Origin of the sequence: Enterovibrio calviensis DSM 14347 (genome assembly GCF_000621165.1) — a bacterium.
In the GTDB taxonomy this organism is placed as follows: domain Bacteria; phylum Pseudomonadota; class Gammaproteobacteria; order Enterobacterales; family Vibrionaceae; genus Enterovibrio; species Enterovibrio calviensis.
This window is the reverse complement of record NZ_JHZA01000001.1, coordinates 343,611-363,896: the sequence shown is the minus strand read 5'-3', so window position 1 is coordinate 363,896 and position 20,286 is coordinate 343,611. Positions and strand designations below refer to the sequence as shown.

Below are 20,286 nucleotides of genomic sequence, written 5' to 3'. Positions count from 1 at the left end.
GCTCGCATAAGTGTCTGATTTAACGCAACAGAAACCGCTCATTTTATGCACAGTTTCTGTGGGTAACTGTCGCGCAAACGATGGCTTCAATGACTTGTAGATTGCAAGGTTTCTCGCCTTTTTCGTTTCAATCAAGGCTGTAAAGTTTGTCGCAGTGTTCGCCGTTCAGATCGCCACATTGCAGAGGCATTAGAAGTAAGTCTGCATCCAATGCGTTACGCAGTCTTGCTCGTCTATCACACCAATAAATCGCCACTTATCGAACGTTAGGCAAGGATGAGATGTAGACATCACCAAGATATCGCCCACCTTCAAACCGCCGTTTGGCGCTTCAACGAACATGTGTTGATCCATCACCTTGGTGGCGGTCAAAGCCGGTAACGGTTGCTCCTCCCCCTCCCGAATTAAACGTTCCACTGTCGGTAAACCAGCATCAAAGGCAACGTCACGTTTCCCGACGCCCACAACAGCTTTCCCTTCTTCAGGCACAGACACCACATATGCCCAAACTTCTAACGATGAAACAAGGTCCCCGCTGAGGTCACAAGCTATGCCTTGATTGGTGATTGCACGCGCTTGAACCTGACTCTGCGCCGCCTCGTAAATACCAGTGTCATGAACAGCATAACAGCCAGGGCGGATCACCCCTGTTATCCCATCCAGTTGACTAAACTCTTCTGCCACCACGTCGTACCACGCAGAGCCAGCACCCGACACTATGGCCTCTTGCAACCCATAGGTTGATTTGAGCGTTTCAAGCAATGAAATAGCGCGTCGCAGAAACTGGCGAATATCTTGCTCTGCACTTTCCCCACTGATCACGCCTTCATAAACTTCAATGCCCCTTAATGACAGATTTGGTGCAGCTTCAATGGCGGCAGCAAGTTCGAGTACATCGTCTACGTCTCGGCAGCCACAACGACCGTCCGGCACGCCCAATTCGATAAACAACGGAATGGAAACCTGTTCTTGCGACGCAATGGCTTGCCATGACTGCACATTGCTTAAGCTATCTACACAGGCATAAACCATGATCTGGTGTTGCTGGATAAGGGTCGCAACCATCTGCATGTTCACCTTGCCCACCACTTGGTTGGCAATAATGATGTTGTTTGCCCCTGCCATCACGGCGACTTCGGCTTGCGCGGGCGTCGCCACGGTAAGCCCCCAAGCGCCTTGCTCAAGTTGCTGTTTGAACAAGTCGGGCGACATGGTTGTTTTTCCATGCGGACAGAGTTTGACGTGGTGATGTTGGGCGAAAGACTGCATCCATTGCACGTTGCTTTCAATCGCACCTTGCCGAACAACCGCACAAGGCAAACTGACGTGCTCATCTTTCAGCGAAAAACACCCGTGCTGCTGGCGGCCAATGGGTACGCCTTTTGTTCCTACTGGAAAAGTGCCTGTGTTTTCCGTCTGAAAATCGCTCTCACACATTCCCTTTTTGCCGTCCATCTCAAATTCTCCAAACATCCCTGTCACGGCGCATAGTAACTGGCCAATATGTACGATAAAGTATTGTTAATATTGAAAACTATCAAAAAAATCAGCATCAAACGTGCGCTTTCTCGCTTTTTTAATTCTTAGCGTCATTCCCGTTTTTCTCCGCAAGCAGGTGAACCCGACATCTATGGGTATCGTGTTTTTGATGCTCATTCGATTGATGACTAAGCGTTTGTGAGATTGCAGTTGGTATCGATGCTGATATGCGTGCGTTGATGCGTGGTGTCGATGCGTGTGGCGCGGATGCAACAAATTGACAGAACCACTGTTTGCCAGTGCCAGCGAGCGAATGACAAGACTCCGTTCAATGATTGACGCAGAGACCAAGGGAGCAGAAGCAAAAATGCCATATGACATTATCATTCGTAACGCCATGATTATTGATGGCACAAACACTCCAGCGTACGCAGGTGATGTTGGCATTCTGAACGATAAAATTGCTGCAATTGGCGAGCTTTCAGAGGCGCACGCTAACACCGAGATTGACGCTCAAGGCAACGTGCTCGCCCCCGGCTTTATTGATGTGCACACTCATGATGATACCAACGTGATTAGGCAGCCTGAATGCTTACCCAAAATCAGCCAAGGCATCACCACCACTATTGTCGGCAATTGCGGCATCAGCGCGTCACCTGCCACTCTCACCATGCCGCCACCCGACCCTATGAACCTGTTGGGCCAGCAAGCAGACTTTCAATACCCAACATTTGCATCCTATGCAGAAGCGGTGACCGCCGCCGAGCCTGCCGTCAATGTGGCCGCGCTCGTGGGACACACGACCCTGCGTAACAATGTCATGGACGATCTTTTCACTGGCGCGACCGATGAGCAAGTCGCCCAAATGCGCCACACATTGCGAGAAGCATTGGAACAAGGCGCACTTGGCCTCAGCAGTGGGTTGGCCTACGCCAGCGCTAACGCCTCTCCCGAAGAAGAAGTGCAGCAACTCGCCCTCGAGTTATCAGAGTTTGGCGGTATTTACACCACCCATATGCGCACCGAATTCGAAGGCATTTTAGGTGCTATGGACGAAGCCTTTCGAGTCGGTCAAAAAGCCAAAGTCCCTGTCATTATCTCGCACTTAAAATGTGCGGGCGCGGGCAACTGGGGTCGCACCCATGATGTCTTGAAGAAAATGGACAATGCGGCAGCACACCAAGATATTGCCTGCGATTGCTACCCCTACTCTGCCAGCTCATCCACGCTCGACCTAAAGCAAGTCACCGATGACATTGATATTTTCATCACGTGGAGTGAAACCTTGCCCGAATACGCAGGCAAGATGCTCAAACAGATCGCTCTGGACATGGATTTACCGCTAATGGATGCCGCAAAAGCGCTGCAACCCGCAGGCGCGGTTTACCACTGCATGGATGAGGCGGATGTTGAGCGCGTATTAAAATATAAGCTCACGATGATCGGTTCCGATGGTTTGCCCAACGACCCGCATCCACATCCTCGCTTATGGGGCGCTTTCCCCCGCGTATTGGGCTATTACAGCCGTGAGCGCAATATTTTCTCACTCGAAACCGCCATCCACAAAATGACGGGGCTTTCTGCAAACCGCTTTAGATTGGCGGGGCGTGGTGAAATCAAAGCGGGAAATTTCGCCGACTTAGTCCTCTTCGATAAAAACGAGATTACCGACGTTGCTGACTACGACCGTCCTATTGCTGCGGCAAAAGGGATCGTGGCCGTTATCGTCAATGGCAACATTGCTTATACCGAAAAACAGGGCGTAATAAGCCGAGCAGGACGCTTTCTGGCTCGCCGCTCTCAATAAGCGACCAATAAACGCCCAATAACTCATTAAACCTTTAGATCTGGAGAAACAAACATGACCATTAAACGTTACGGTGTAGAAGGTGGCACAGGCACAGGTGGACAACATCTTCCATTCGCTCGTGCAACAGAAGCCGGCGGTTTCCTTTATGTGTCAGGCCAAACACCGATGATAGACGGGGAAGTGGTCGAAGGCGGCATTGTCGATCAGTCTCGCCTCGCGATCCAAAACTGTGTCGATATCATGGAAGAAGCGGGTTACACCCTCGCAGACGTTATGCACGTAAAAGTGGTACTGACAGATTCGCGCTATTTCCAATCGTTCAATAAAGTGTTCAAAGAGTTCTTTGGCGCTCACCCACCAGCACGTATCTGCATGGTGTGCGACCTTGTTGTGGATGTAAAAGTGGAAGTCGACGTTACTTGCTACCGCGCTGACCGCGCTTAAGGCTCTGACTTAGAGACATAGCGATAGTCTTCGCCTGTTCTTCACTTCCTAAGCCCGTCATGACAACGGGCTTTTTGATGTTGGCAATTCCAAATCACCGTCGCCAAGCGCTATTGGTTCGTGGTTTAGTTGGGCACAACTTGAGACGGTTCAACCTGCGCTTTTTCACTGCCAGCAAGCTTTAACCAAACAACCCCAAGGATAATGACTGCTAGCCAGAATGCTTGGATAAGAGACAACGTTTGGTTGAAGACGATGGCGCCAAACACGGAAGCGCCGATGGCTCCGATCCCCGCCCAAACGGCATAACCGATACCAACATCAATAGATTTCAACGCAACGCTCAGTGAGTAAAGCGTTAAGAGAAAGAAGATGACGGCAGAAATCGACCAATTGAGAACCGTAAATGCTTCACTCCCTGCAACGCTCAATGCGTAGCCAATTTCAAATATCCCAGCAAGTAACAGCATGACCCATGCATGCGTGGTGCTTATTTTCTTAGTTTTCGACGTCATTTTTTATTCCTTTAAAGTCATGAATGAACAATGGTGGCTAACTGGTTCAATGTGGTTAACGATTACGCAGCACCGCTCATTCGCAAGCCAATTACGCCACCAATAACAAGAACAATTCCCAAGAGCTTTTTCCCGCCAAGACGTTCACCGAAAAATAAAGCGCCCAATATGACGATCCCCACACCAGCAGCAGATGTCCAAATTGAGTAGCCAATACCCACATCAAATTCAAGTAACGCCAAGCTCAGAAAGTAAGTCGCGACTGCACCACTTAATAACGTCGCCGCCGTCCAACTAGTATGAGTAAATCCTTTTGCGTTTCCTGCCGAAATGGCAACGGCAATTTCAAAAATGACCGCCGTTCCAAGATATAACCAACTCAACATGTCTCTTTTCTCCCTATCAGATAACAAATTTCACGCAATTCATTTATTTGCATGTGCAAGCATATTAGTGATGGCACAATCATTCTGTCAAGATGCTTGCATGTGCAAGTATCTTGAGGGGGTGGTTAGTATAGACATATGAATGGTGAATTTATGAAAAGCAGAGAAATCATTTAATTCATTTAAAATTAGATGCTTATAAATTTAACCTGCTAATTTTTCACACTGACTCACGACAAGAAAGAGAGATAACACGCGATTTTACTTTGATAGATTTGTTTTGCAGTGCGGAGCATTTCACAATTTATTTCAGCTTGTTATACTCAATATTCATTGATTTGCATGTATATACATACTTAAAGTCGCGCTCATCTTGCGACGAGCATGCCCCTACTCATCATCACTAGGAATCGCAAAATGGTATCGCAATACTCGTTGTGGCAAAGGGTAAAGATCGTCGTGGATCGCGTCGAAAATCAGATCGCAAAAGAGATGCAACGAGAGCACGGTCTGGGTCTCACTGAGTATCGAGCACTGAAGCTGCTTTCTAACGCCTCAGACTCCGAGTTAAGGATGCAAGAACTCGCCAAACTTCTAGGGCTAAATCAGAGTTCTGTCACTCGCCTTGTTGAAAGGCTCGAAAAAGGGGGGTACACGATTCGGGACCTTTGCCCCAAAGACAAGCGAGGCGTCTATACCGTGCTCACGGGGCGAGGCAGAGAAGTCCAAAGCCAAGCTGAAAATGACTACGCCATCTACATCAAAGCGGCATTAGACTCAGCCAGCCAAGATGAGGAAAACTGCAAAGTCGTAGATTGTCTTCGTCAGATTATTGAAGAGTCCTAGTATTTCGCTAGCGCTTTGGTTAACTCACCCGCTGAAATGGCTTTGCAGCCTGAGGTGTTTTGTCCGCACCATAGCGGCGAGAAATCATCTCGCCCTTGCTGTTCGGCATGGCTTCTTAAAGGCGCGGCCTCGATCGAGGCATACGGAAACGTCGGCGCAAGTGGGTTCATGTAATCTAGTTCTGCCATTGCACGGTTGACGATACCGCGAGCGGGTCTGCCAGAGAAAATATTGGTGAGTGCGGTATGCTCGGCGCGATCACTGAGAATGGCAGAGCGGTGGAACACCGACGTATTGGCTTCATCGCACAATAGATACGCGGTTCCCACTTGAACCGCCGCGGCACCTAATAGCATGGCTGCTTTTACCCCACCACTATCTCCAATGCCACCTGCCGCAATCACGGGTACATCGACATGATGCGCGATTTGCGGCACCAGCGAAGCCGTGCCGATCTGCGTGGTGATGTCATCAGACAAGAACATGCCTCTGTGGCCTCCCGCTTCTAACCCCTGAGCAATGATGCCATCAGCACCGTTAGCTTCTAGCCACAAGGCTTCTTTCAGCGTGGTAGCCGAAGACACCACTTTCGTCCCCCAACCTTTGACGCGTGCCAGTAATAACGGATCAGGCAAGCCAAAATGAAAGCTGATAAAAGGTGGGCGAAAGGGTTCAATCGCATCGGCAATATCATGGTTAAACGGCAGGCGGCTGGCATTGTTTGGCAATGCCGCCGGGTCGATATCAAGTGAATCAAAATACGGCGCGAGAACTTCCCGCCATTTGGCATGCTGGTGTTGGTCAAATTCGGGCATGTGATGGCAAAAGAAATTGAGATTATATGGCCGAGTCGTAGCAGCTCGAATCGCCTCAATTTCACTCACGATCTGCCCGACACTTAGCATGCCACAAGGCAACGAACCTAATCCCCCCGCTTCGCTCACAGCAATCGCAAGTTCACTGCCTTGTACGCCCGCCATTGGTGCTTGAATAATCGGTAGCTCAGCGCCTAATAAGGCCATGATTTTATTGTTCATTTCGTCTCGCCAACCCTGTTTACAGACATGCTAAACGGCATGAATTCTGCTAAATCTGCTTGGCTATCACTCTAATCGGAAAGCGTTCAGGGATCATGACGCTAGATCTCAAAGTCACTGTGAAACGTAATGTCCGTTTCTTTTATGAGTACCGTCTCTATGCCACCGATCATGACTTTGACCTCTGCGAGGATGCTTGTGACCCTAGCTAGGTCTGACTTGCACGCTTCCATTTCTTTGAAGCATTCACTCAGTGACAATGCCCCACTTGATGCTGCTGAACCTTTGATGCCATGGGCGAGCACGCCGATCTGCTCATCATTCTTATCGGCAACGGCTTTATCTAACAAGGCCAAGTCAGACATTAATGATTCCCAGAAAATACTTAATACCGCCTCGATCATTTTCTTATCATCCGTACCGATCACTCCCCTTAAGTGCTCGAAATCGATAAGATTTGTCTCAATCGGTGCAATGGGTAGTGGGGGTGTTGATGATGAGTCATTGACTGAAGGCTCAGTGAATAAATCAGTTTCTGCAGTCGCAGCGACAGCATTCGCCGCGACAGCATTCACCCCACTGTTTCTGATGTTGGTTGCCAATACGGTTCGCAACTTTTTGAGCTCCACGGGTTTAGTAATATAGTCGTCCATTCCCGCTTGTTTGCAACTGTCCGCCTCACCCAGTAACGCGTTGGCGGTAACCGCAATGATAAGGGTCTTATGATGTTGCTCCGCCTCTCTCGCACGAATTTCTTCCACCAGTTCAAAACCGTCCATTTCCGGCATGTGACAATCCGTTAGCACAACCGGATAGCGTCCCGACTTCCATTTATTCAATGCTTCTACGCCATTTTTGGTCATTTCAAATCGATAACCCAGATTGGAGAGTTGACGTTCCAACACCAAGCGATTGGTGGGTTGATCCTCAGCGCAGAGAATCACAATTCCGTCCTTATCAATATCATTATCTTCCAAGTCGTCCGCGAGACTGCCAACTGAGGCATTTTCTGCATTGATATAATCTGGCGATTCAAAACCACAAAGCACCGATATCGCGGTGATCATTTCACTGGGATTAAGCGGTTTCACGCCGAGAAAATAGAGTTGCGATGAAAGGTAACCTGCGAGATCAGAGGGCTCCGTGTCTAAAACAATGTTCTTGAACGTCTGATCGTGCCGCTTAAAGGGTTCATTAAGCGTAACGATAATGATGTGATCAGTGTTGTCTATTGCCGTTGGCATCTCGCGTGTCATCGTTTTCGGCAGGCACTGAGAGAGCACATGCTCACATGTTTGGTAGATCTCTTCGTTCTCGATCATTAAGACAAATGTAAATTCATGAAAGTCGTAATGGCCGAGCAAGGTGTCATCCGTTGCGCAGCGATGCAAAGGAATGGTAATCGTGAATTCACTACCGATGTCAGGCTGACTGGTGGCACTAATCTGACCTTTCATCATCTCTACAAAAGATTTAGTAATACTGAGTCCTAGCCCTGTTCCACCAAACTTTCGGGTTGTGGAGTTGTCCGCCTGCGTAAAGGGTTTGAACAACTTATCAATTTGGCTTTTTGTCATTCCAATACCCATATCGGAGACAGAAATCCGCAAAGAAGCGCTGTCTTCAATGTACTCGGTGGAAACAATCACAGAGGCTTTTTGAGAGGGTTTTTGATAAGGGATTGGATCCGGCGTGTTTGAAAATTTAATGGCGTTACCCACCAAATTGAGTAACACCTGTCGAATTCGTACCGAATCCAATTTTATTCTTTTTGGTAAACGAAAATCATGGTGGATATGAAGTGTTACGCCTTTCGTTTGCGCTGTAACGCTGAGCACCTCAAGCGTCTTTTCAATCACACTGAGCAGATCCGTATCTCTGTATTCCAATGCCATTTGACCGGATTCAATTTTCGAAAAATCGAGAACATCATTGATGATTTCAAGCAATGAAAATGAGGAATCTCGAATGGTGGTGGTCATGCGTAGCTGTTCTTTTGTCAGTTCACTTTCTCGTAGCAAATCAATCATGCCGATAACCCCGTTCATCGGCGTACGGATTTCATGACTCATCGTGGCAAGAAAACGAGATTTGGCTTCACTGGCCTGAAGTGCGGTTTTCGACTCCTGCTCTAACTTCTTCTGCAAAATGCGTTCGTCAGTAATGTCGAGGTTAATGCCAAACAACGTATATTGCTCACTGCTTGGGTTGTGATAAACATCGCCTGCTGCTTTTATCCACCTGACTTCACCGGTAAACCCATGAATGATCCGAAACTCGGCGTTAAACAAGGTGTTGGCTTCAAGTGCCGCGCCCACTTCTTTCTCTGCATATTCAACATCCTCGGGGTGAATCGATGTTCGCCAATCTTCATAGGTTAATGGCTTATCGCCCGAGACCCCATAAAGTTGAAACATGGCCTTGTCCCACGTGAGTTCCCCTGAGTTGATATCCAATGACCAGTTGCAAATCCCGCCCGCATTCGACGCCAGTTTCATGCCGCGAAGCAGTTCATCTCGCGTTTCTTTGGCACTAAACAGCTCTAATTCGGCTTCTATTCGCGCCGCATTATCTTCAACGCTGTTGATATAGAACTTCGGTTGACCGTGTTCATCAGAGACAATCGAAGCCGACACATTTGGCCAATACTCCTCACCGTGTAATACATCGATGCTCCGGCCTATAACGTCATTCGCTTTTAGCCCAGACAATGTTTCAAAGGCTTTATTAACGTAGATTATCGGTTGATTGGTTTGACGAGCATCAGTGACAACAATACCCGTGGTAATGGTTTCAATGGCATGATGCTGAATATCACGCAGGATTAAAGGATCATCGCTGTGAAGGCTTTGACTCTCTGAAACCATAATACGACGAGCAATATTGAATGCCATTAGCGAGCAGAGCATCACAAGTACGCTCAACATCGTGACCTGAAGCGTATCTACGCCTTTCAAGATCATGCCACCCACAATGCCCGTCATGAGCACACCAAAGAGAAAAAAGATCGCAGGGAGTTTCGTCGTTAGCTTCATGTGTTTATTCTTTTTATTGGCCGTCAGTGATGTATCACGAGCGTCAGAGCATGCGGACAAGGCCTTATCCATAGCGAAAAATATATCCTGCCGTTAAGTCACACCCTACATCGACTTAACAAGCACTAAGCAACTCGTGTCATAAATGAATCTTACTTTGTAAGGTTAGTTGAACATTTAACGTTCGTGATCGGAGCTGCTATACCCAAGCCACCTGAAGATGCTCGATTTCAGAGCATCTTCAAGTTGCTTGGGTATATCTTATGAGAAGTATAAAAGGTGATGTTTTAAGGGAATTTTAAAGGCGGGATCGATGATGATGAGAAACGAATTGGCGACACGTACGCGGCACTCTGGCTTTTAGAATTATCACTGTCAGACATGATCGAGACAGCGCTCAGAGTGCGATAGTTCTCACCAAAAACACGCTGAAAGTCTTCTCGAACATTACGACTTACATACTGCCATTCTCCTTTTTTATCACCGATGTTTGCCGCTAACATTTTAAACGAACCGGGCGAAAAAGGGTTTCCCCAGAAGCTGTTGTGAGGCTTGTTTGGCGACCACACATAGATGATAGTTTCACTACTCATCATGGTGAGTCCGGGGGTTACCGTAACGCCAATTCGCCAAGCAAAGTCATCCTGTGCTTTGACTGATTCATCAGTCACGTTGGGGGATTCAACCACTTTCCAATACCACGAAACCCATGGCGTTTCGGTCAAATCAATGTCTATCTCTTGGATCAACCCTGATGCAGACGCATCGCTGCGCCCATAGAGCACAGACGTATTCAGTTCGGTGTCTAGCATTGTCTGATAGTCAGTTTCACCTTCAAATCGCTTCTTATCCCACTCTGACATCGGCGAAAATGTGAGTTCCATGTCTGCGCTGGCTTGGAAGGCAATCATCACACCAAAGATTGCTAATACGCTCCGAGCTTGTGCCATCTTGATCTCCTATCCAACCAAATGCCCAAAAACATATGAACTGGCAGAGCCGAAATAAATTTCACCTGAACTCCCACGCTTGATACGCAGGCCCCTCTGCCAATTGCGTACCCTAAAATCCTATACAGGCTGTAGGGGAACATCATGATCAATCAACCTAAGCTAAAACCTAGCGCACTCACCAACAAATATGAACTTCTCAAAGATTTCGAGATAACAGTTAATGGGGTCAACGTCGTGGTCCCTCAGTATTTTCGCTATGATGGCGCGACCATTCCGTTCGCCGCTTGGCAAATCACCTTCACACCGTTTCATCCCGACGTCATGATGCCCGCATTGGTTCACGACTGGTTATTTTACAACCATCAAGTTTCTCGCAAAGATGCAGACAACATTCTCTATACGCTGCTTTGCCAAAATGGCGTCGATAACCTTCGGGCTAACATGATTTGGGGTGCGGTGAGAGCAGGAGGAAAGTTTTTTTGGGACAATGACGAGGATGACAACGCGTATTTGAGAACACTCTACGAACTGGTAAGAAACAACAAAAATGTCGACAAATACCGTTTTCCCCCAGAGATCTTCAATGATGAGTAAAAAAGCAAATATCAAATATCAAATAGGGAAAAAAGTCATTGAGGCCACACCATGAACAACCTGATTGATGGTGCGATTGGTGCTATCAGCCACCATGGTCGCCATCATGTCTTGTATCACGATCATTTGACCGAGGACACGCTCGTAGCTGTAATTCGGCGTACCATCAACGGCGATGCCATTACTCAGCAACATGAGTTCGCCATCGGCGTTTTTGCGGGTGTTAAGCAACCAAGCAACGGTTTCTAGGTTGCGGGCACTGTTGTAGAGTTTTTGCTGATCAATATCGTCAAGCAAATAGAATTCAATTTGGTTGTTGTAACTGCTGCTGATCATGCCGGTGATCCCGACCATCATGGCAAACACACGGTCGCCATGAAATTCCTCTGAAAAAGCCAAATGCAAAGCATGAATCCCATCAACGCCACCCAATTCCACATATCCTTGTGGGGGTCGCTTCACGGTCATGAAAGATTCCAGACGGACTTCCACCGTCATGTCACTGACTTTGGCGAGTTCTCTGGGGTTGCGTTTGTAGAGTTTGACCGTCAAATCACGCACTAAATCACGAATTTCCATGATATGAATATCCGTGATCAAATCCATGTCAGACTTGGCGAGATTTTTTATGTCAAACGGACGGCTGTTACTGCTGCAAGCACTTAACACCATAACCAGCGCAGCACACGCCCATAGGCGAGGTGTCATTTTTACCTCATGATTAACCAACACCAGAAAAGTGTAGGTGGCAGCTACACAGTTTGAAAAGCGTACTTGATAGGGTCTGAGGGTTAAATCTCTAAAATCACGATATTGTGACTCGCCATGCCATCCTTTAGAATCTCGCCCATCAAATCGTTTTCCCTAGGTTCACCATGAATAAAAGTTTTCTGACCAACGCTATTGCAGCGGGTGTTTTTGCTGCTGGCTATTTCCTTGACCAACCTATTGCCCTGTATGGCGGTCTATTTGCGCTGTCAGGTTCACTGACCAACTTACTTGCGGTACACATGCTTTTTGAGAAAGTGCCAGGTATTTACGGCTCAGGTGTTATTCAAATGCGCTTTGAAGCGTTTAAACTTGGCATCCGCTCGTTGATGATGGATCAGTTCTTTACCAAGGAAAACATTGACCGTTTCTTAAACAAAGAGATGTCTGGCGGCGCGAACCTTAATCTTGATCCTGTGATCGAGAAAATCGACTTCAATCCGACCTTCGATGGTTTGGTTGATGTGATCAACAACAGCCAATTCGGCGGCATGCTGATGATGCTAGGCGGCGCTGAGGCGCTGGATCCCCTTCGCGAACCTTTCGTGGCGAAAATGCGTGAGTCGGTTATCGACATTACTCAGCAGGATGATTTCCGTACGGCACTCAAAAGCCAAATCGAACAACCTGAAATGCTGGGCGATATTACCGCGAACATTGAAACCGTGATTGAACAGCGTCTCGACGAACTGACGCCAAACATGGTGAAGGATATTGTTCAGAAGATGATCCGCGAGCATCTTGGCTGGCTGGTTGTTTGGGGCGGCGTGTTCGGCGGTGTGATCGGTGTGGTGTCTGCGCTCATTGCTGGCTAATCACGCACAACAAACAGAGTCACCAAAAACACAGTATTACATCACGGCATCTTAGGGTGCCGTTTTTTGTGGCACCAACATCTCTTTGGCACAAGTCACAAATATCTGATCTAATTATGGAATTCCTTTCTCGTCCTCCACAACCTCGCTGATTCGCTTCTACACTAAATGCATATCTCTTTGTCGCAAAATTGCGACACTTTAACTGTCTTCACACGAGGTGAATCTATGGCCAACATACGGACTTACACGCTAGCGACTGCGCTTGTCGGGGCACTGTTTGCCTCTTCTGCTTCAGCATTGGTGTTACCCCTTTCCATTGGTGCCGATGCGGGTGTTGCCAATGTGAAGTACAAAGGCCGAAGCGCAACCGGCTTCTTTTGGACCGTCACGGGTAACCTTAAGCTCACCAGTATGACCAGTATCTATTCAGGCTACGGTGAAACCACCGCCGATATTCCGGATGACAATGGCATTGACCAAAGCTTCACCTCAGTCTCTGTGCCGCTCGCTTTGCAAGTGCGTGTACCTATTGTTCTGGGTGATGTTTATGTTCGTGGTGGTGCCAACTATTACGAGAACACTTACGGAACAGAAGTAGAAGATGGTTATGGTTTACTCGGTGCGGTTGGGTTGAGTTTAGCGCCGGCAATTGGTCCCGGCATGGCAATTGAAGTCGGTTATCAAGATCGCGGTAACGCGGAAACAGGCACGGTATCTATCGGTGCGCGTCTGAATTTCTAATTGCTTATATCCAAACACCTGCTAGTTGCTGAGTATTTGTGGCGGCCGTTAACGAGCGTCACCTACGCACGGTGATAGAATCAAAAACAGCGCCCTTATGGCGCTGTTTTTCTTTGTTTGACGCTAATTGCTAGTCGCCTTTTTCGTCAATGTTTTCATGACCGTCTTCATTACAGTGATGACGTGCGAGGTAGATTTCCGCCTGCTCTTTGCCCATGTAACGCCCTAACGTCTTGGCTTGAACATCACGTAAGTCCACCACTATCAGACCATCTAACGCGTTATTAAACGCTGGGTCGACGTTAAAGCACACAAGCTTTCCATTTAGGCCCAAGTACTGGCGTAGCAATACGGGCACACCGAGGCCGCTGCTCATTCTGCTGAGTACACGAGAGAGCACTTGCATGTCTCCCAGCGCGGTCAGCATGGTGGTATGCCAAGGTACAGGATCGGATGTTTCAAGCGGTGTGGTGGGTTTCACTAGCTGCGCTTTATCATCATCGTAATGATGAACACTGAGGCTCTCCGCCAATAAGCGCCTAGCCTGAAGCGGATAATCATTGCTAATGCTGACAGGACCAAACAGGGTGGTGATATGCGGATGACGACTCACATACTCTGCAATGCCCTTCCAAAGCAAAAGGAGCGCTGACAGACTACGCTGATATTTTTCATCGATCACCGAACGTCCCATCTCCAACGACACATTCATGCTATCAACAAAGCGCTGATCATATTGAAACAAGCTACGTGAATATAGCCCCTCGATACCTTGCTTTTGGACAATGTCTTGCACTTGTCCAAGGCGATACGCACCGACCATACTCTGCGCCTCTCTGTCCCATACAAAAAGGTGCAAATAGTAGGTGTCGTAATCATCCAAATCGCAGGCTAAACCCGTGCCCTCGCCCACAGAGCGGAAATTAGCTTCACGAATTCGTCCTATTTCTCTGAGGATATTAGGAATGTGCTCACTGGTTGTGCAATACACATCAAACTCGCCTGAGCTGAGTAATTTGGCATTGTCTGGTAAATCGCTAATTTCTTCTTCGATAACATCAACACCTATCGCATCAATGATCGGCTCGACATCATGAATCTCAGAAGGAGTTTCGAAGGCTTTGTCCTGATTTAACAGGTAGGTGTTCAGTCGTAAATAATTGACGAGACCATCGTCGCTTTCAAACCCACGGCACTCTTTCCACTTAATGAGTTCACCGATTGTTAACGGAATCTGTTGCCCTTTTTTGTTAAGCAACTCTCGCCCCAACAACGCGGTACGCAACATTGGGTGGATCACCCCAGCGCGATAAAATTTGCTGCTGTTTCTGCCACCAATAAAAATCGGCACGGTTGTCGCTTTGTGCTTTCTGACAATGGCAGCGACAGAGCGACTCCACGCCTTATCACTTAACTGGCCGTGTTCGTCAAACGTCGACACTTCCCCAGCAGGGAAAACCAGCAACAAGCCGCCATCGCTAACGTGTTGGTGCGCTTCACGCAACGCACGCATATTGGCGCGTCTGGCGCTTTCGCCTTCAAACACATCCACCCCAATGAACAAATCACTCAACTCGGGAATGCGCTTCAAGTAATAGTTAGCCAGCACTTTGACATCAGGGCGCACTTCACGCAGTACTTTGGCTAGAATGACCCCTTCAACGCCACCCAAAGGATGATTGGCAACCACGACAGTACTGCCGGATTGAGGAATATGGCCGATGTCCTGCTGAGAAACGTGATAGTCAATACCCAGCACATCGAGGGTGTAAGTGAGAAAATGGTCGGTATCAATTCCTTCAGGGCGAAGGCGGTAATACTTATCCAAGGTACGAAGGCCAGTGATTGATTCGAGTGTTTTTTCGACCACACCAAACGGTGTTTTTCTTGGCAACAGAAAGGGACTTGCGTTCATGTTCTCTCCTTGACGGAATACAGCACAACCCACATGCCGCATTCCCTTGCTATTCGCCTGAAGGCAAAATATTGCTGATGAGCCCCTAACTGCTGCTTATTCAATGACTCAGTGATTTACTACGTGGGGAAAACGCTTAACGTTTCGCCCAGTTTTTGTCGCCTGTATTGATGAACCCTTCAATATCTTGTTTCCACGTTGTAAAGGTTTCTTCGCTGTAATTTAGGTACAGTTTGTTATCCACAATTTTCCACTGCTTTGGATCGCCCGGTGCCAACGCATCTTTAGCAGCAATCGCCCATGCGCAATGACCACCATATTGCGGTGCGTACTGTTTCGGGTTTGACAGAAATTTGTCGAGATTGGCCTGATTAGCAAACTTCCACGTGACGCCATCATATTCAGTTTTAAACTTCGAACTCCCTTCGGTTGGCGTACCATCAAAATAGGAGACGGTGTCATAACCACTCACTGCATCGCTGTTAAACAAACCGGTGTAGATTTCTTTCGCGGCAAATACATTTGATGAAAAAATGAGTGCAAACACAGAAAATAGAACGGCCTTCATAGATATTTTCCCTAATTTATAAGTAGTTACTGGATGTATGCGTCATCGCATTTTTGAATTAACGTTGTGCCCAATTGAGATCGCCCTGATCAATGAACCCAGGCACATTTTTTTCCCATTTACTTTGTATCGATTGGTCATAATTGAGGTACAGCTTGCCATCGACAATCTTCCAGTAAGCCGGATCACCGGGCGCTAGGTCGTCTTTTTCCGCAATGGCCCAAGCACAATAGCCGCCATATTGGGGCGCGTATTGTTCAGGATTTGCCAAAAACTTATCCAGATTGGCCTGACTCGCGAACAACCATTGCGCGCCTTTGTAGTCCGTTTTGAACTCAGACGTACCTTTCACAGGACCGCCATCAAAGTAAGAAACAGTGTCGTAGCCGCTGACAGCTTTGCTGCTAAAAAAGCCGGTATATATCTCATCCGCAGATACCGTTGCCGCCGAGAAAAACAGTGAAATAAACAGTAGTATTCGAGACATATCATCACTCCATGTTATGCATTGATTGCTTGGTATAGTTGACCGAGCTACCCATTTTTTCCTTTCAATGTTTTCGATATTTAGCCGTCAAATTAGCCTTGATCACTCGCAGCCAATTTGAGTGATAGCGCGTGCCGAGCCAGCATTGTCGATACACCTTCGCTGTTTTGACATGGCGAACCATCGACATAGACCATCTCGACCTGTTCGGACGTCACTCTAAGGTGGGTGAAGCTCACCGTGTTGGCATCTTCACGATGCATACACACAGATTTGTAGCCTGCTTCCGGCACGTGGCTGCGATGAAATTCCCATGCTTTTGCGACGGTACGTGGTTCGGTCATAATGGTGTTATGTGCTTGCCTACGCGCTTGCATCACTTCAGAAAACGCTACTGAGGATGAAATCATCGGTTCAATGCTGGGTCTTTGCGTTAGCACATGACCATCCCACTGAAATGCGATGACGTGGCCACGTGAAAGGGACAGATCTGGCGCAAATACCAAAAGCGTAAACGGCGCATAAGAGCCCAAATGCAACGTATTCAAGGTTGATACCACATCAGATACCATCGTTGACGGCGCGAGCATTTTGACCAATAAGCCGCGACTGATGAGCGGCAATTCAGGAATATCTCCTTGGTAATAATTCAGCAGGCACAGCGACAAACCGTGCTGATTAGTCGCCATCCATGTGCCACCGCCATCAGGATCAACTGGCATCAAAAACGACGTATTACCCTGCGACAAACGTTGAGGTGGATGGGCAATCGCGCGCCCTTTTTGTTCATCTCGATTAAAGAAGACGTCGTAACCCGATTCATTCAATAACCAGCTAACCGTGCACATTTAGTCGCCTCCTCGATAAAAAGTGGCCGTTGCGGGTGCCATACCAAACGTATCTGCCGTCGAAATGCCTTGGGCGCACAAACTCACGCGGATTAAAGCAAAGTGGTGCACCGCATGGCTTGCAACAAAAGACAGCTCACGTCCAAGTGTAGAACGGGTCACTGACGCAACATGGTGCGTTAAGCTAACTTCACCGCTCACATTAACCCGTGAGAGAAGATTGTCTTCGCTCAATCCATCCAGCCAATGACAAAGCAATGTCCACTCACTGATCGCAATAGCTTTGTCTTTCTCGACAGGGTGCGCACGACGACGCACATCGTAATCAATGAAGTCAGACGTAGGGCAACCTGTAGCAGCATGAAAAACATCGAGAATATGGCGCATGTGCTGACCAATACTGCTCTGCAGATAAGGCGCTGCGACATGGTTATATTGCGCATCAGACAGCTGATGCAACAGTTCTAATGATTGCGCCGCGACATCCATAGCGCCGCTCACTTCAGCAGGCGACGTAGAATAAGAACCTAAATTGGGCTTCATCACGACATCCTTGGCTAACATGCATTCCCCTTTTTCTTTCACGCTCAAATTGGGTTTATTCTTTTTTCTTTCATTCATTCATGACGCTGACTGACATTAGTCAGTCGACGGATAGTGACGTACCAAGGCTTTTTCACGCTGCCAAGCCTTGTAAAGTTCCATTAAGGTCGGCACTTTGTGCCCCGATTTACGCTGTAAATCGCCGATTTCGAACAAGATGCGATACTGCTCTAGCAGAGTGGAAAACGCGTCTTTCAGCGAAGCCCCTCTATCCCAAATATGTGCCGCTTCACTGCTTGCTCCATTGACTTCGATAAGCGCAAAATCGTCACCTCGCATTAAGCTGTTAATATCTCGGAACTTGAGATCGATGCGCCCATAGTGATAACCGGGGAAGTCATCAAAAATTTCATCTAAACGCGCCACCAGCGCATCGGTAATATATTCACTGCCATTTCTAAATATAGCGCCTCGACTATGGCTACCCGCAAAGGCCAACCTAAATGTTTCACCTTCTGCTAATACAAGGTCGAGCTTGTCTTCATGGCGGTCGCGATATAGATGTCGGACTTTGCTAGCACGAGGATCATCATCAATCAGCTCTGCCAATGATCGTTGGCCATCCCCAATAACGAACGGGTTGTATTTCAGAGTGAGTGAAAAAATTCGGCCTCTTTCTTCGCCGGGATAACGGACATAAAACACGCCTGCTTCAGCGTTATAGGGCGCTTTTTGTTGCAGCATTAAACGTGCGCCGCCGGGAAACAGACGCAAGTAGTCTTCCAATTCGGCTTTGTTTTCCACTAAACGTACGCCTGCGCCTCGGCAACCCAGATCAGGCTTAGCAACAACGGGAAAACCCAAGCCTGCGTTATGCAGAGCAGCAAGTGCGAGGTGCGCTTGAGATTCCGGCGAGGTAGTGTTCTTTTCCCACATCACGTAGGGCAGTATCCACGGCTTGGCTTGTTCGCCAGCAAGAGACAAGATGGCGTCTTTGGACTCTCCCACCATGCCGCTCAGCTCAATGCCAGGGTTCGCGATCAATGGCAAACTCGCACTGCGGTATTTAATGCCATGCCAAATCCACTGCACCGCAACGGGTGCATAAAATATCCATCCCGGCCAAAACTCGAAGGCAGACACTGCCTTACCTTTCATGTTCAATGGCGGCATTCCATGGTTAACGGGCAGCGCGGGGTTTGTCTTCTCGTCTACCAGTTTTAATCTATGCAAACCGCTTTCTCCTTAAGCTTGTTTCCAGCAAAACGGTTAATGCCGTACAACAAAATCAGTACGACCGGAATAAGGCCCCAACTTAGCGTGCTATTGATCCATTCAATTTCACCAAGCTGATACACCAAGGTGAACACCACAGCAGTCCACAATGCCGTCGCCAGCAACACCGCAGGCAAAAATGCTCGAAGCCCAACGTGGAAAAAGCCACTCAGGCAGAAACCAACAAAACGCAGTCCGGGAACAAATCGAATAAGGAAAAGATTGCTGACGGGATTCGCTCGCAGTTTTTTACGGATCAGACGCACACTGGGCTTTGTCAGCAATAAACCGCGTAAACGGCGCCATTTCCTTGCCCATATACCCAGAGCGTAAAGCCCCACATCGCCGCTCGCGATTCCTACGAATATAGATAACAACGCCATAGGGACCGTCATGACACCTTGAGTCGCTGCCACACTCGCGGTAATAATGGCGAGATCTTCAAGCAAGTAAGACAACAAAATCACCGCGAAGAAAAGGGTCAACGGCGAATATTGCAAAAGGGTCGTTGTCACATCATTCAAAATCTTGCCCTATTCGGCTGTTTCTCTCTTACAGAGTAGACAGGTTAAAAAGCAATTCGCTTTCAGATTGTTCAGAAAGTCTTTAAATTCACAAAAATAGGACACTGCACACGCCAAATTTGTACCATGACCTCACTAATGCAAATGTCTTATTCTCTGAACTTTCTAACGATTTGCGTTGCAAGATGATCGTGACACACTATTGCGTAACCCCGAGCACCCTGTAGATGATCGCTGAATCCTGAATATCCAGATTGTTTGGTATCAATTTAATGAACGAGCAGGCACACCATGACAAAAACAACATCGACTAAAGCAACATCCCCGTTTGTGCGGTTGCAGGACGAAATGTCCGAATTCGCCAAAGCTCGTGACTGGGAACAATTCCACAACCCAAAAAATCTAGTGATGGCGTTAAGCGGTGAAGTGGGAGAACTCGCAGAATTGTTTCAATGGCTAACGCCAGAACAAGCCGCCAACTTCCCTGCAGAAAAAAAAGAAGCGCTCGCGCACGAATTGGCTGATATTCAGCTGTACTTACTGCGCATCGCCGATAAGTGCCAGATCAACATTGAAGAAGCGTGTGACAAGAAACTTGCCCTCAACAACGAAAAATACCCCGTCGAAAAATGCTATGGGCGTGCAGTCAAATACAACGAACTGTAAATCCCAAAGTCGTATCAAGCCCCCCTTACACCCT

At 47.8% G+C, this 20,286-nt stretch carries 21 protein-coding genes; 7 read left to right on the top strand and 14 right to left on the bottom strand.

Annotated features, from left to right (window positions below):
• Positions 1-189 precede the first annotated feature (189 nt).
• Positions 190-1,455 carry an alanine racemase gene (locus Q365_RS0101630; RefSeq protein ID WP_028021703.1) on the bottom strand — a complete coding sequence of 422 codons (1,266 nt, stop codon included), beginning with the start codon at positions 1,453-1,455 and terminating at the stop codon, positions 190-192.
• 391 nt (positions 1,456-1,846) lie between these two features.
• Here Q365_RS0101630 and Q365_RS0101620 point away from each other — a divergent pair, with 391 nt between their 5' ends.
• Together Q365_RS0101620 and Q365_RS0101615 are read left to right on the top strand one after the other, a co-directional pair.
• Positions 1,847-3,286: an N-acyl-D-amino-acid deacylase family protein gene (locus Q365_RS0101620; RefSeq protein ID WP_028021701.1), complete on the top strand. Its 1,440-nt coding sequence runs from the start codon at positions 1,847-1,849 to the stop codon at positions 3,284-3,286.
• A gap of 54 nt (positions 3,287-3,340) precedes the next feature.
• Entirely contained in the window at positions 3,341-3,733 is a 393-nt protein-coding gene (locus Q365_RS0101615; protein WP_028021700.1) for a RidA family protein, read from the top strand.
• Between the two features lie 125 nt (positions 3,734-3,858).
• Here the strand turns inward: Q365_RS0101615 and Q365_RS0101610 are convergent, their stop codons facing one another.
• Positions 3,859-4,248 carry a DMT family transporter gene (locus Q365_RS0101610; RefSeq protein ID WP_028021699.1) on the bottom strand — a complete coding sequence of 130 codons (390 nt, stop codon included), beginning with the start codon at positions 4,246-4,248 and terminating at the stop codon, positions 3,859-3,861.
• Positions 4,249-4,310: 62 nt separating this feature from the next.
• Complete coding sequence (locus Q365_RS0101605; RefSeq protein ID WP_211254227.1) at positions 4,311-4,634, bottom strand: DMT family transporter; 324 nt, start codon at positions 4,632-4,634, stop codon at positions 4,311-4,313.
• 417 nt (positions 4,635-5,051) lie between these two features.
• Between Q365_RS0101605 and Q365_RS0101600 the strand changes: the two genes are divergently transcribed.
• Positions 5,052-5,480, top strand: coding sequence for a MarR family winged helix-turn-helix transcriptional regulator (locus tag Q365_RS0101600; protein ID WP_028021697.1), 429 nt, complete (start codon positions 5,052-5,054; stop codon positions 5,478-5,480).
• On the opposite strand, the gene Q365_RS0101595 is transcribed toward Q365_RS0101600, so the two are convergent.
• The 3 genes from Q365_RS0101595 to Q365_RS0101585 form a co-directional block, all read right to left on the bottom strand.
• A complete protein-coding gene (locus Q365_RS0101595; protein ID WP_028021696.1) occupies positions 5,477-6,517 on the bottom strand; it encodes an NAD(P)H-dependent flavin oxidoreductase in 1,041 nt (346 codons plus the stop codon). The two genes, Q365_RS0101600 and Q365_RS0101595, sit on opposite strands and share 4 nt — an antisense overlap.
• 101 nt (positions 6,518-6,618) lie before the next feature.
• The gene (locus Q365_RS25250; RefSeq protein ID WP_211254226.1) at positions 6,619-9,552 is read right to left on the bottom strand and encodes a hybrid sensor histidine kinase/response regulator; all 2,934 of its coding nucleotides are present in this window, start codon (positions 9,550-9,552) and stop codon (positions 6,619-6,621) included.
• Between the two features lie 287 nt (positions 9,553-9,839).
• Positions 9,840-10,502, bottom strand: coding sequence for a DUF3047 domain-containing protein (locus Q365_RS0101585; protein ID WP_035024255.1), 663 nt, complete (start codon positions 10,500-10,502; stop codon positions 9,840-9,842).
• A 144-nt stretch (positions 10,503-10,646) separates the two neighbouring features.
• On the opposite strand from Q365_RS0101585, the gene Q365_RS0101580 reads away from it, so the two are divergent.
• Positions 10,647-11,099 carry a DUF1353 domain-containing protein gene (locus tag Q365_RS0101580; RefSeq protein WP_028021694.1) on the top strand — a complete coding sequence of 151 codons (453 nt, stop codon included), beginning with the start codon at positions 10,647-10,649 and terminating at the stop codon, positions 11,097-11,099.
• Between the two features lie 18 nt (positions 11,100-11,117).
• Here the strand turns inward: Q365_RS0101580 and Q365_RS0101575 are convergent, their stop codons facing one another.
• Positions 11,118-11,807: a hypothetical protein gene (locus Q365_RS0101575; protein ID WP_028021693.1), complete on the bottom strand. Its 690-nt coding sequence runs from the start codon at positions 11,805-11,807 to the stop codon at positions 11,118-11,120.
• Between the two features lie 167 nt (positions 11,808-11,974).
• Between Q365_RS0101575 and Q365_RS0101570 the strand changes: the two genes are divergently transcribed.
• Positions 11,975-12,682, top strand: a complete 708-nt coding sequence (locus Q365_RS0101570; RefSeq protein WP_028021692.1) for a hypothetical protein — start codon at positions 11,975-11,977, stop codon at positions 12,680-12,682.
• Positions 12,683-12,910: 228 nt separating this feature from the next.
• The gene (locus Q365_RS0101565) at positions 12,911-13,426 is read left to right on the top strand and encodes a hypothetical protein (RefSeq protein ID WP_028021691.1); all 516 of its coding nucleotides are present in this window, start codon (positions 12,911-12,913) and stop codon (positions 13,424-13,426) included.
• Positions 13,427-13,556: 130 nt separating this feature from the next.
• Here the strand turns inward: Q365_RS0101565 and Q365_RS0101560 are convergent, their stop codons facing one another.
• The 7 genes from Q365_RS0101560 to Q365_RS0101530 form a co-directional block, all read right to left on the bottom strand.
• Positions 13,557-15,341, bottom strand: coding sequence for a lysophospholipid acyltransferase family protein (locus Q365_RS0101560; RefSeq protein ID WP_028021690.1), 1,785 nt, complete (start codon positions 15,339-15,341; stop codon positions 13,557-13,559).
• A 136-nt stretch (positions 15,342-15,477) separates the two neighbouring features.
• On the bottom strand, positions 15,478-15,909 hold the full coding sequence (locus Q365_RS0101555) for a YHS domain-containing (seleno)protein (RefSeq protein ID WP_028021689.1): 432 nt from the start codon (positions 15,907-15,909) through the stop codon (positions 15,478-15,480).
• A gap of 58 nt (positions 15,910-15,967) precedes the next feature.
• Positions 15,968-16,396: a YHS domain-containing (seleno)protein gene (locus Q365_RS0101550; protein WP_028021688.1), complete on the bottom strand. Its 429-nt coding sequence runs from the start codon at positions 16,394-16,396 to the stop codon at positions 15,968-15,970.
• Positions 16,397-16,488: 92 nt separating this feature from the next.
• The gene (locus Q365_RS0101545; protein ID WP_028021687.1) at positions 16,489-17,244 is read right to left on the bottom strand and encodes an NRDE family protein; all 756 of its coding nucleotides are present in this window, start codon (positions 17,242-17,244) and stop codon (positions 16,489-16,491) included.
• On the bottom strand, positions 17,245-17,808 hold the full coding sequence (locus Q365_RS0101540) for a DinB family protein (protein ID WP_028021686.1): 564 nt from the start codon (positions 17,806-17,808) through the stop codon (positions 17,245-17,247).
• A 75-nt stretch (positions 17,809-17,883) separates the two neighbouring features.
• Positions 17,884-18,960, bottom strand: coding sequence for a D-alanine--D-alanine ligase (locus Q365_RS0101535; RefSeq protein ID WP_407637568.1), 1,077 nt, complete (start codon positions 18,958-18,960; stop codon positions 17,884-17,886).
• A gap of 47 nt (positions 18,961-19,007) precedes the next feature.
• Complete coding sequence (locus tag Q365_RS0101530; RefSeq protein WP_028021684.1) at positions 19,008-19,586, bottom strand: DedA family protein; 579 nt, start codon at positions 19,584-19,586, stop codon at positions 19,008-19,010.
• 291 nt (positions 19,587-19,877) lie between these two features.
• Between Q365_RS0101530 and Q365_RS0101525 the strand changes: the two genes are divergently transcribed.
• Positions 19,878-20,252: a nucleotide pyrophosphohydrolase gene (locus tag Q365_RS0101525; protein ID WP_028021683.1), complete on the top strand. Its 375-nt coding sequence runs from the start codon at positions 19,878-19,880 to the stop codon at positions 20,250-20,252.
• Positions 20,253-20,286 lie beyond the last annotated feature (34 nt).

Bases quoted from the DNA above. Each gene is read 5' to 3' on its own strand.
- Q365_RS0101630 (WP_028021703.1), bottom strand. From the start codon at position 1,455: ATGGACGGCAAAAAGGGAATGTGTGAGAGCGATTTTCAGACGGAAAAC.
- Q365_RS0101620 (WP_028021701.1), top strand. From the start codon at position 1,847: ATGCCATATGACATTATCATTCGTAACGCCATGATTATTGATGGCACA.
- Q365_RS0101615 (WP_028021700.1), top strand. From the start codon at position 3,341: ATGACCATTAAACGTTACGGTGTAGAAGGTGGCACAGGCACAGGTGGA.
- Q365_RS0101610 (WP_028021699.1), bottom strand. From the start codon at position 4,248: ATGACGTCGAAAACTAAGAAAATAAGCACCACGCATGCATGGGTCATG.
- Q365_RS0101605 (WP_211254227.1), bottom strand. From the start codon at position 4,634: ATGTTGAGTTGGTTATATCTTGGAACGGCGGTCATTTTTGAAATTGCC.
- Q365_RS0101600 (WP_028021697.1), top strand. From the start codon at position 5,052: ATGGTATCGCAATACTCGTTGTGGCAAAGGGTAAAGATCGTCGTGGAT.
- Q365_RS0101595 (WP_028021696.1), bottom strand. From the start codon at position 6,517: ATGAACAATAAAATCATGGCCTTATTAGGCGCTGAGCTACCGATTATT.
- Q365_RS25250 (WP_211254226.1), bottom strand. From the start codon at position 9,552: ATGAAGCTAACGACGAAACTCCCTGCGATCTTTTTTCTCTTTGGTGTG.
- Q365_RS0101585 (WP_035024255.1), bottom strand. From the start codon at position 10,502: ATGGCACAAGCTCGGAGCGTATTAGCAATCTTTGGTGTGATGATTGCC.
- Q365_RS0101580 (WP_028021694.1), top strand. From the start codon at position 10,647: ATGATCAATCAACCTAAGCTAAAACCTAGCGCACTCACCAACAAATAT.
- Q365_RS0101575 (WP_028021693.1), bottom strand. From the start codon at position 11,807: ATGACACCTCGCCTATGGGCGTGTGCTGCGCTGGTTATGGTGTTAAGT.
- Q365_RS0101570 (WP_028021692.1), top strand. From the start codon at position 11,975: ATGAATAAAAGTTTTCTGACCAACGCTATTGCAGCGGGTGTTTTTGCT.
- Q365_RS0101565 (WP_028021691.1), top strand. From the start codon at position 12,911: ATGGCCAACATACGGACTTACACGCTAGCGACTGCGCTTGTCGGGGCA.
- Q365_RS0101560 (WP_028021690.1), bottom strand. From the start codon at position 15,341: ATGAACGCAAGTCCCTTTCTGTTGCCAAGAAAAACACCGTTTGGTGTG.
- Q365_RS0101555 (WP_028021689.1), bottom strand. From the start codon at position 15,909: ATGAAGGCCGTTCTATTTTCTGTGTTTGCACTCATTTTTTCATCAAAT.
- Q365_RS0101550 (WP_028021688.1), bottom strand. From the start codon at position 16,396: ATGTCTCGAATACTACTGTTTATTTCACTGTTTTTCTCGGCGGCAACG.
- Q365_RS0101545 (WP_028021687.1), bottom strand. From the start codon at position 17,244: ATGTGCACGGTTAGCTGGTTATTGAATGAATCGGGTTACGACGTCTTC.
- Q365_RS0101540 (WP_028021686.1), bottom strand. From the start codon at position 17,808: ATGTTAGCCAAGGATGTCGTGATGAAGCCCAATTTAGGTTCTTATTCT.
- Q365_RS0101535 (WP_407637568.1), bottom strand. From the start codon at position 18,960: ATGCCGCCATTGAACATGAAAGGTAAGGCAGTGTCTGCCTTCGAGTTT.
- Q365_RS0101525 (WP_028021683.1), top strand. From the start codon at position 19,878: ATGACAAAAACAACATCGACTAAAGCAACATCCCCGTTTGTGCGGTTG.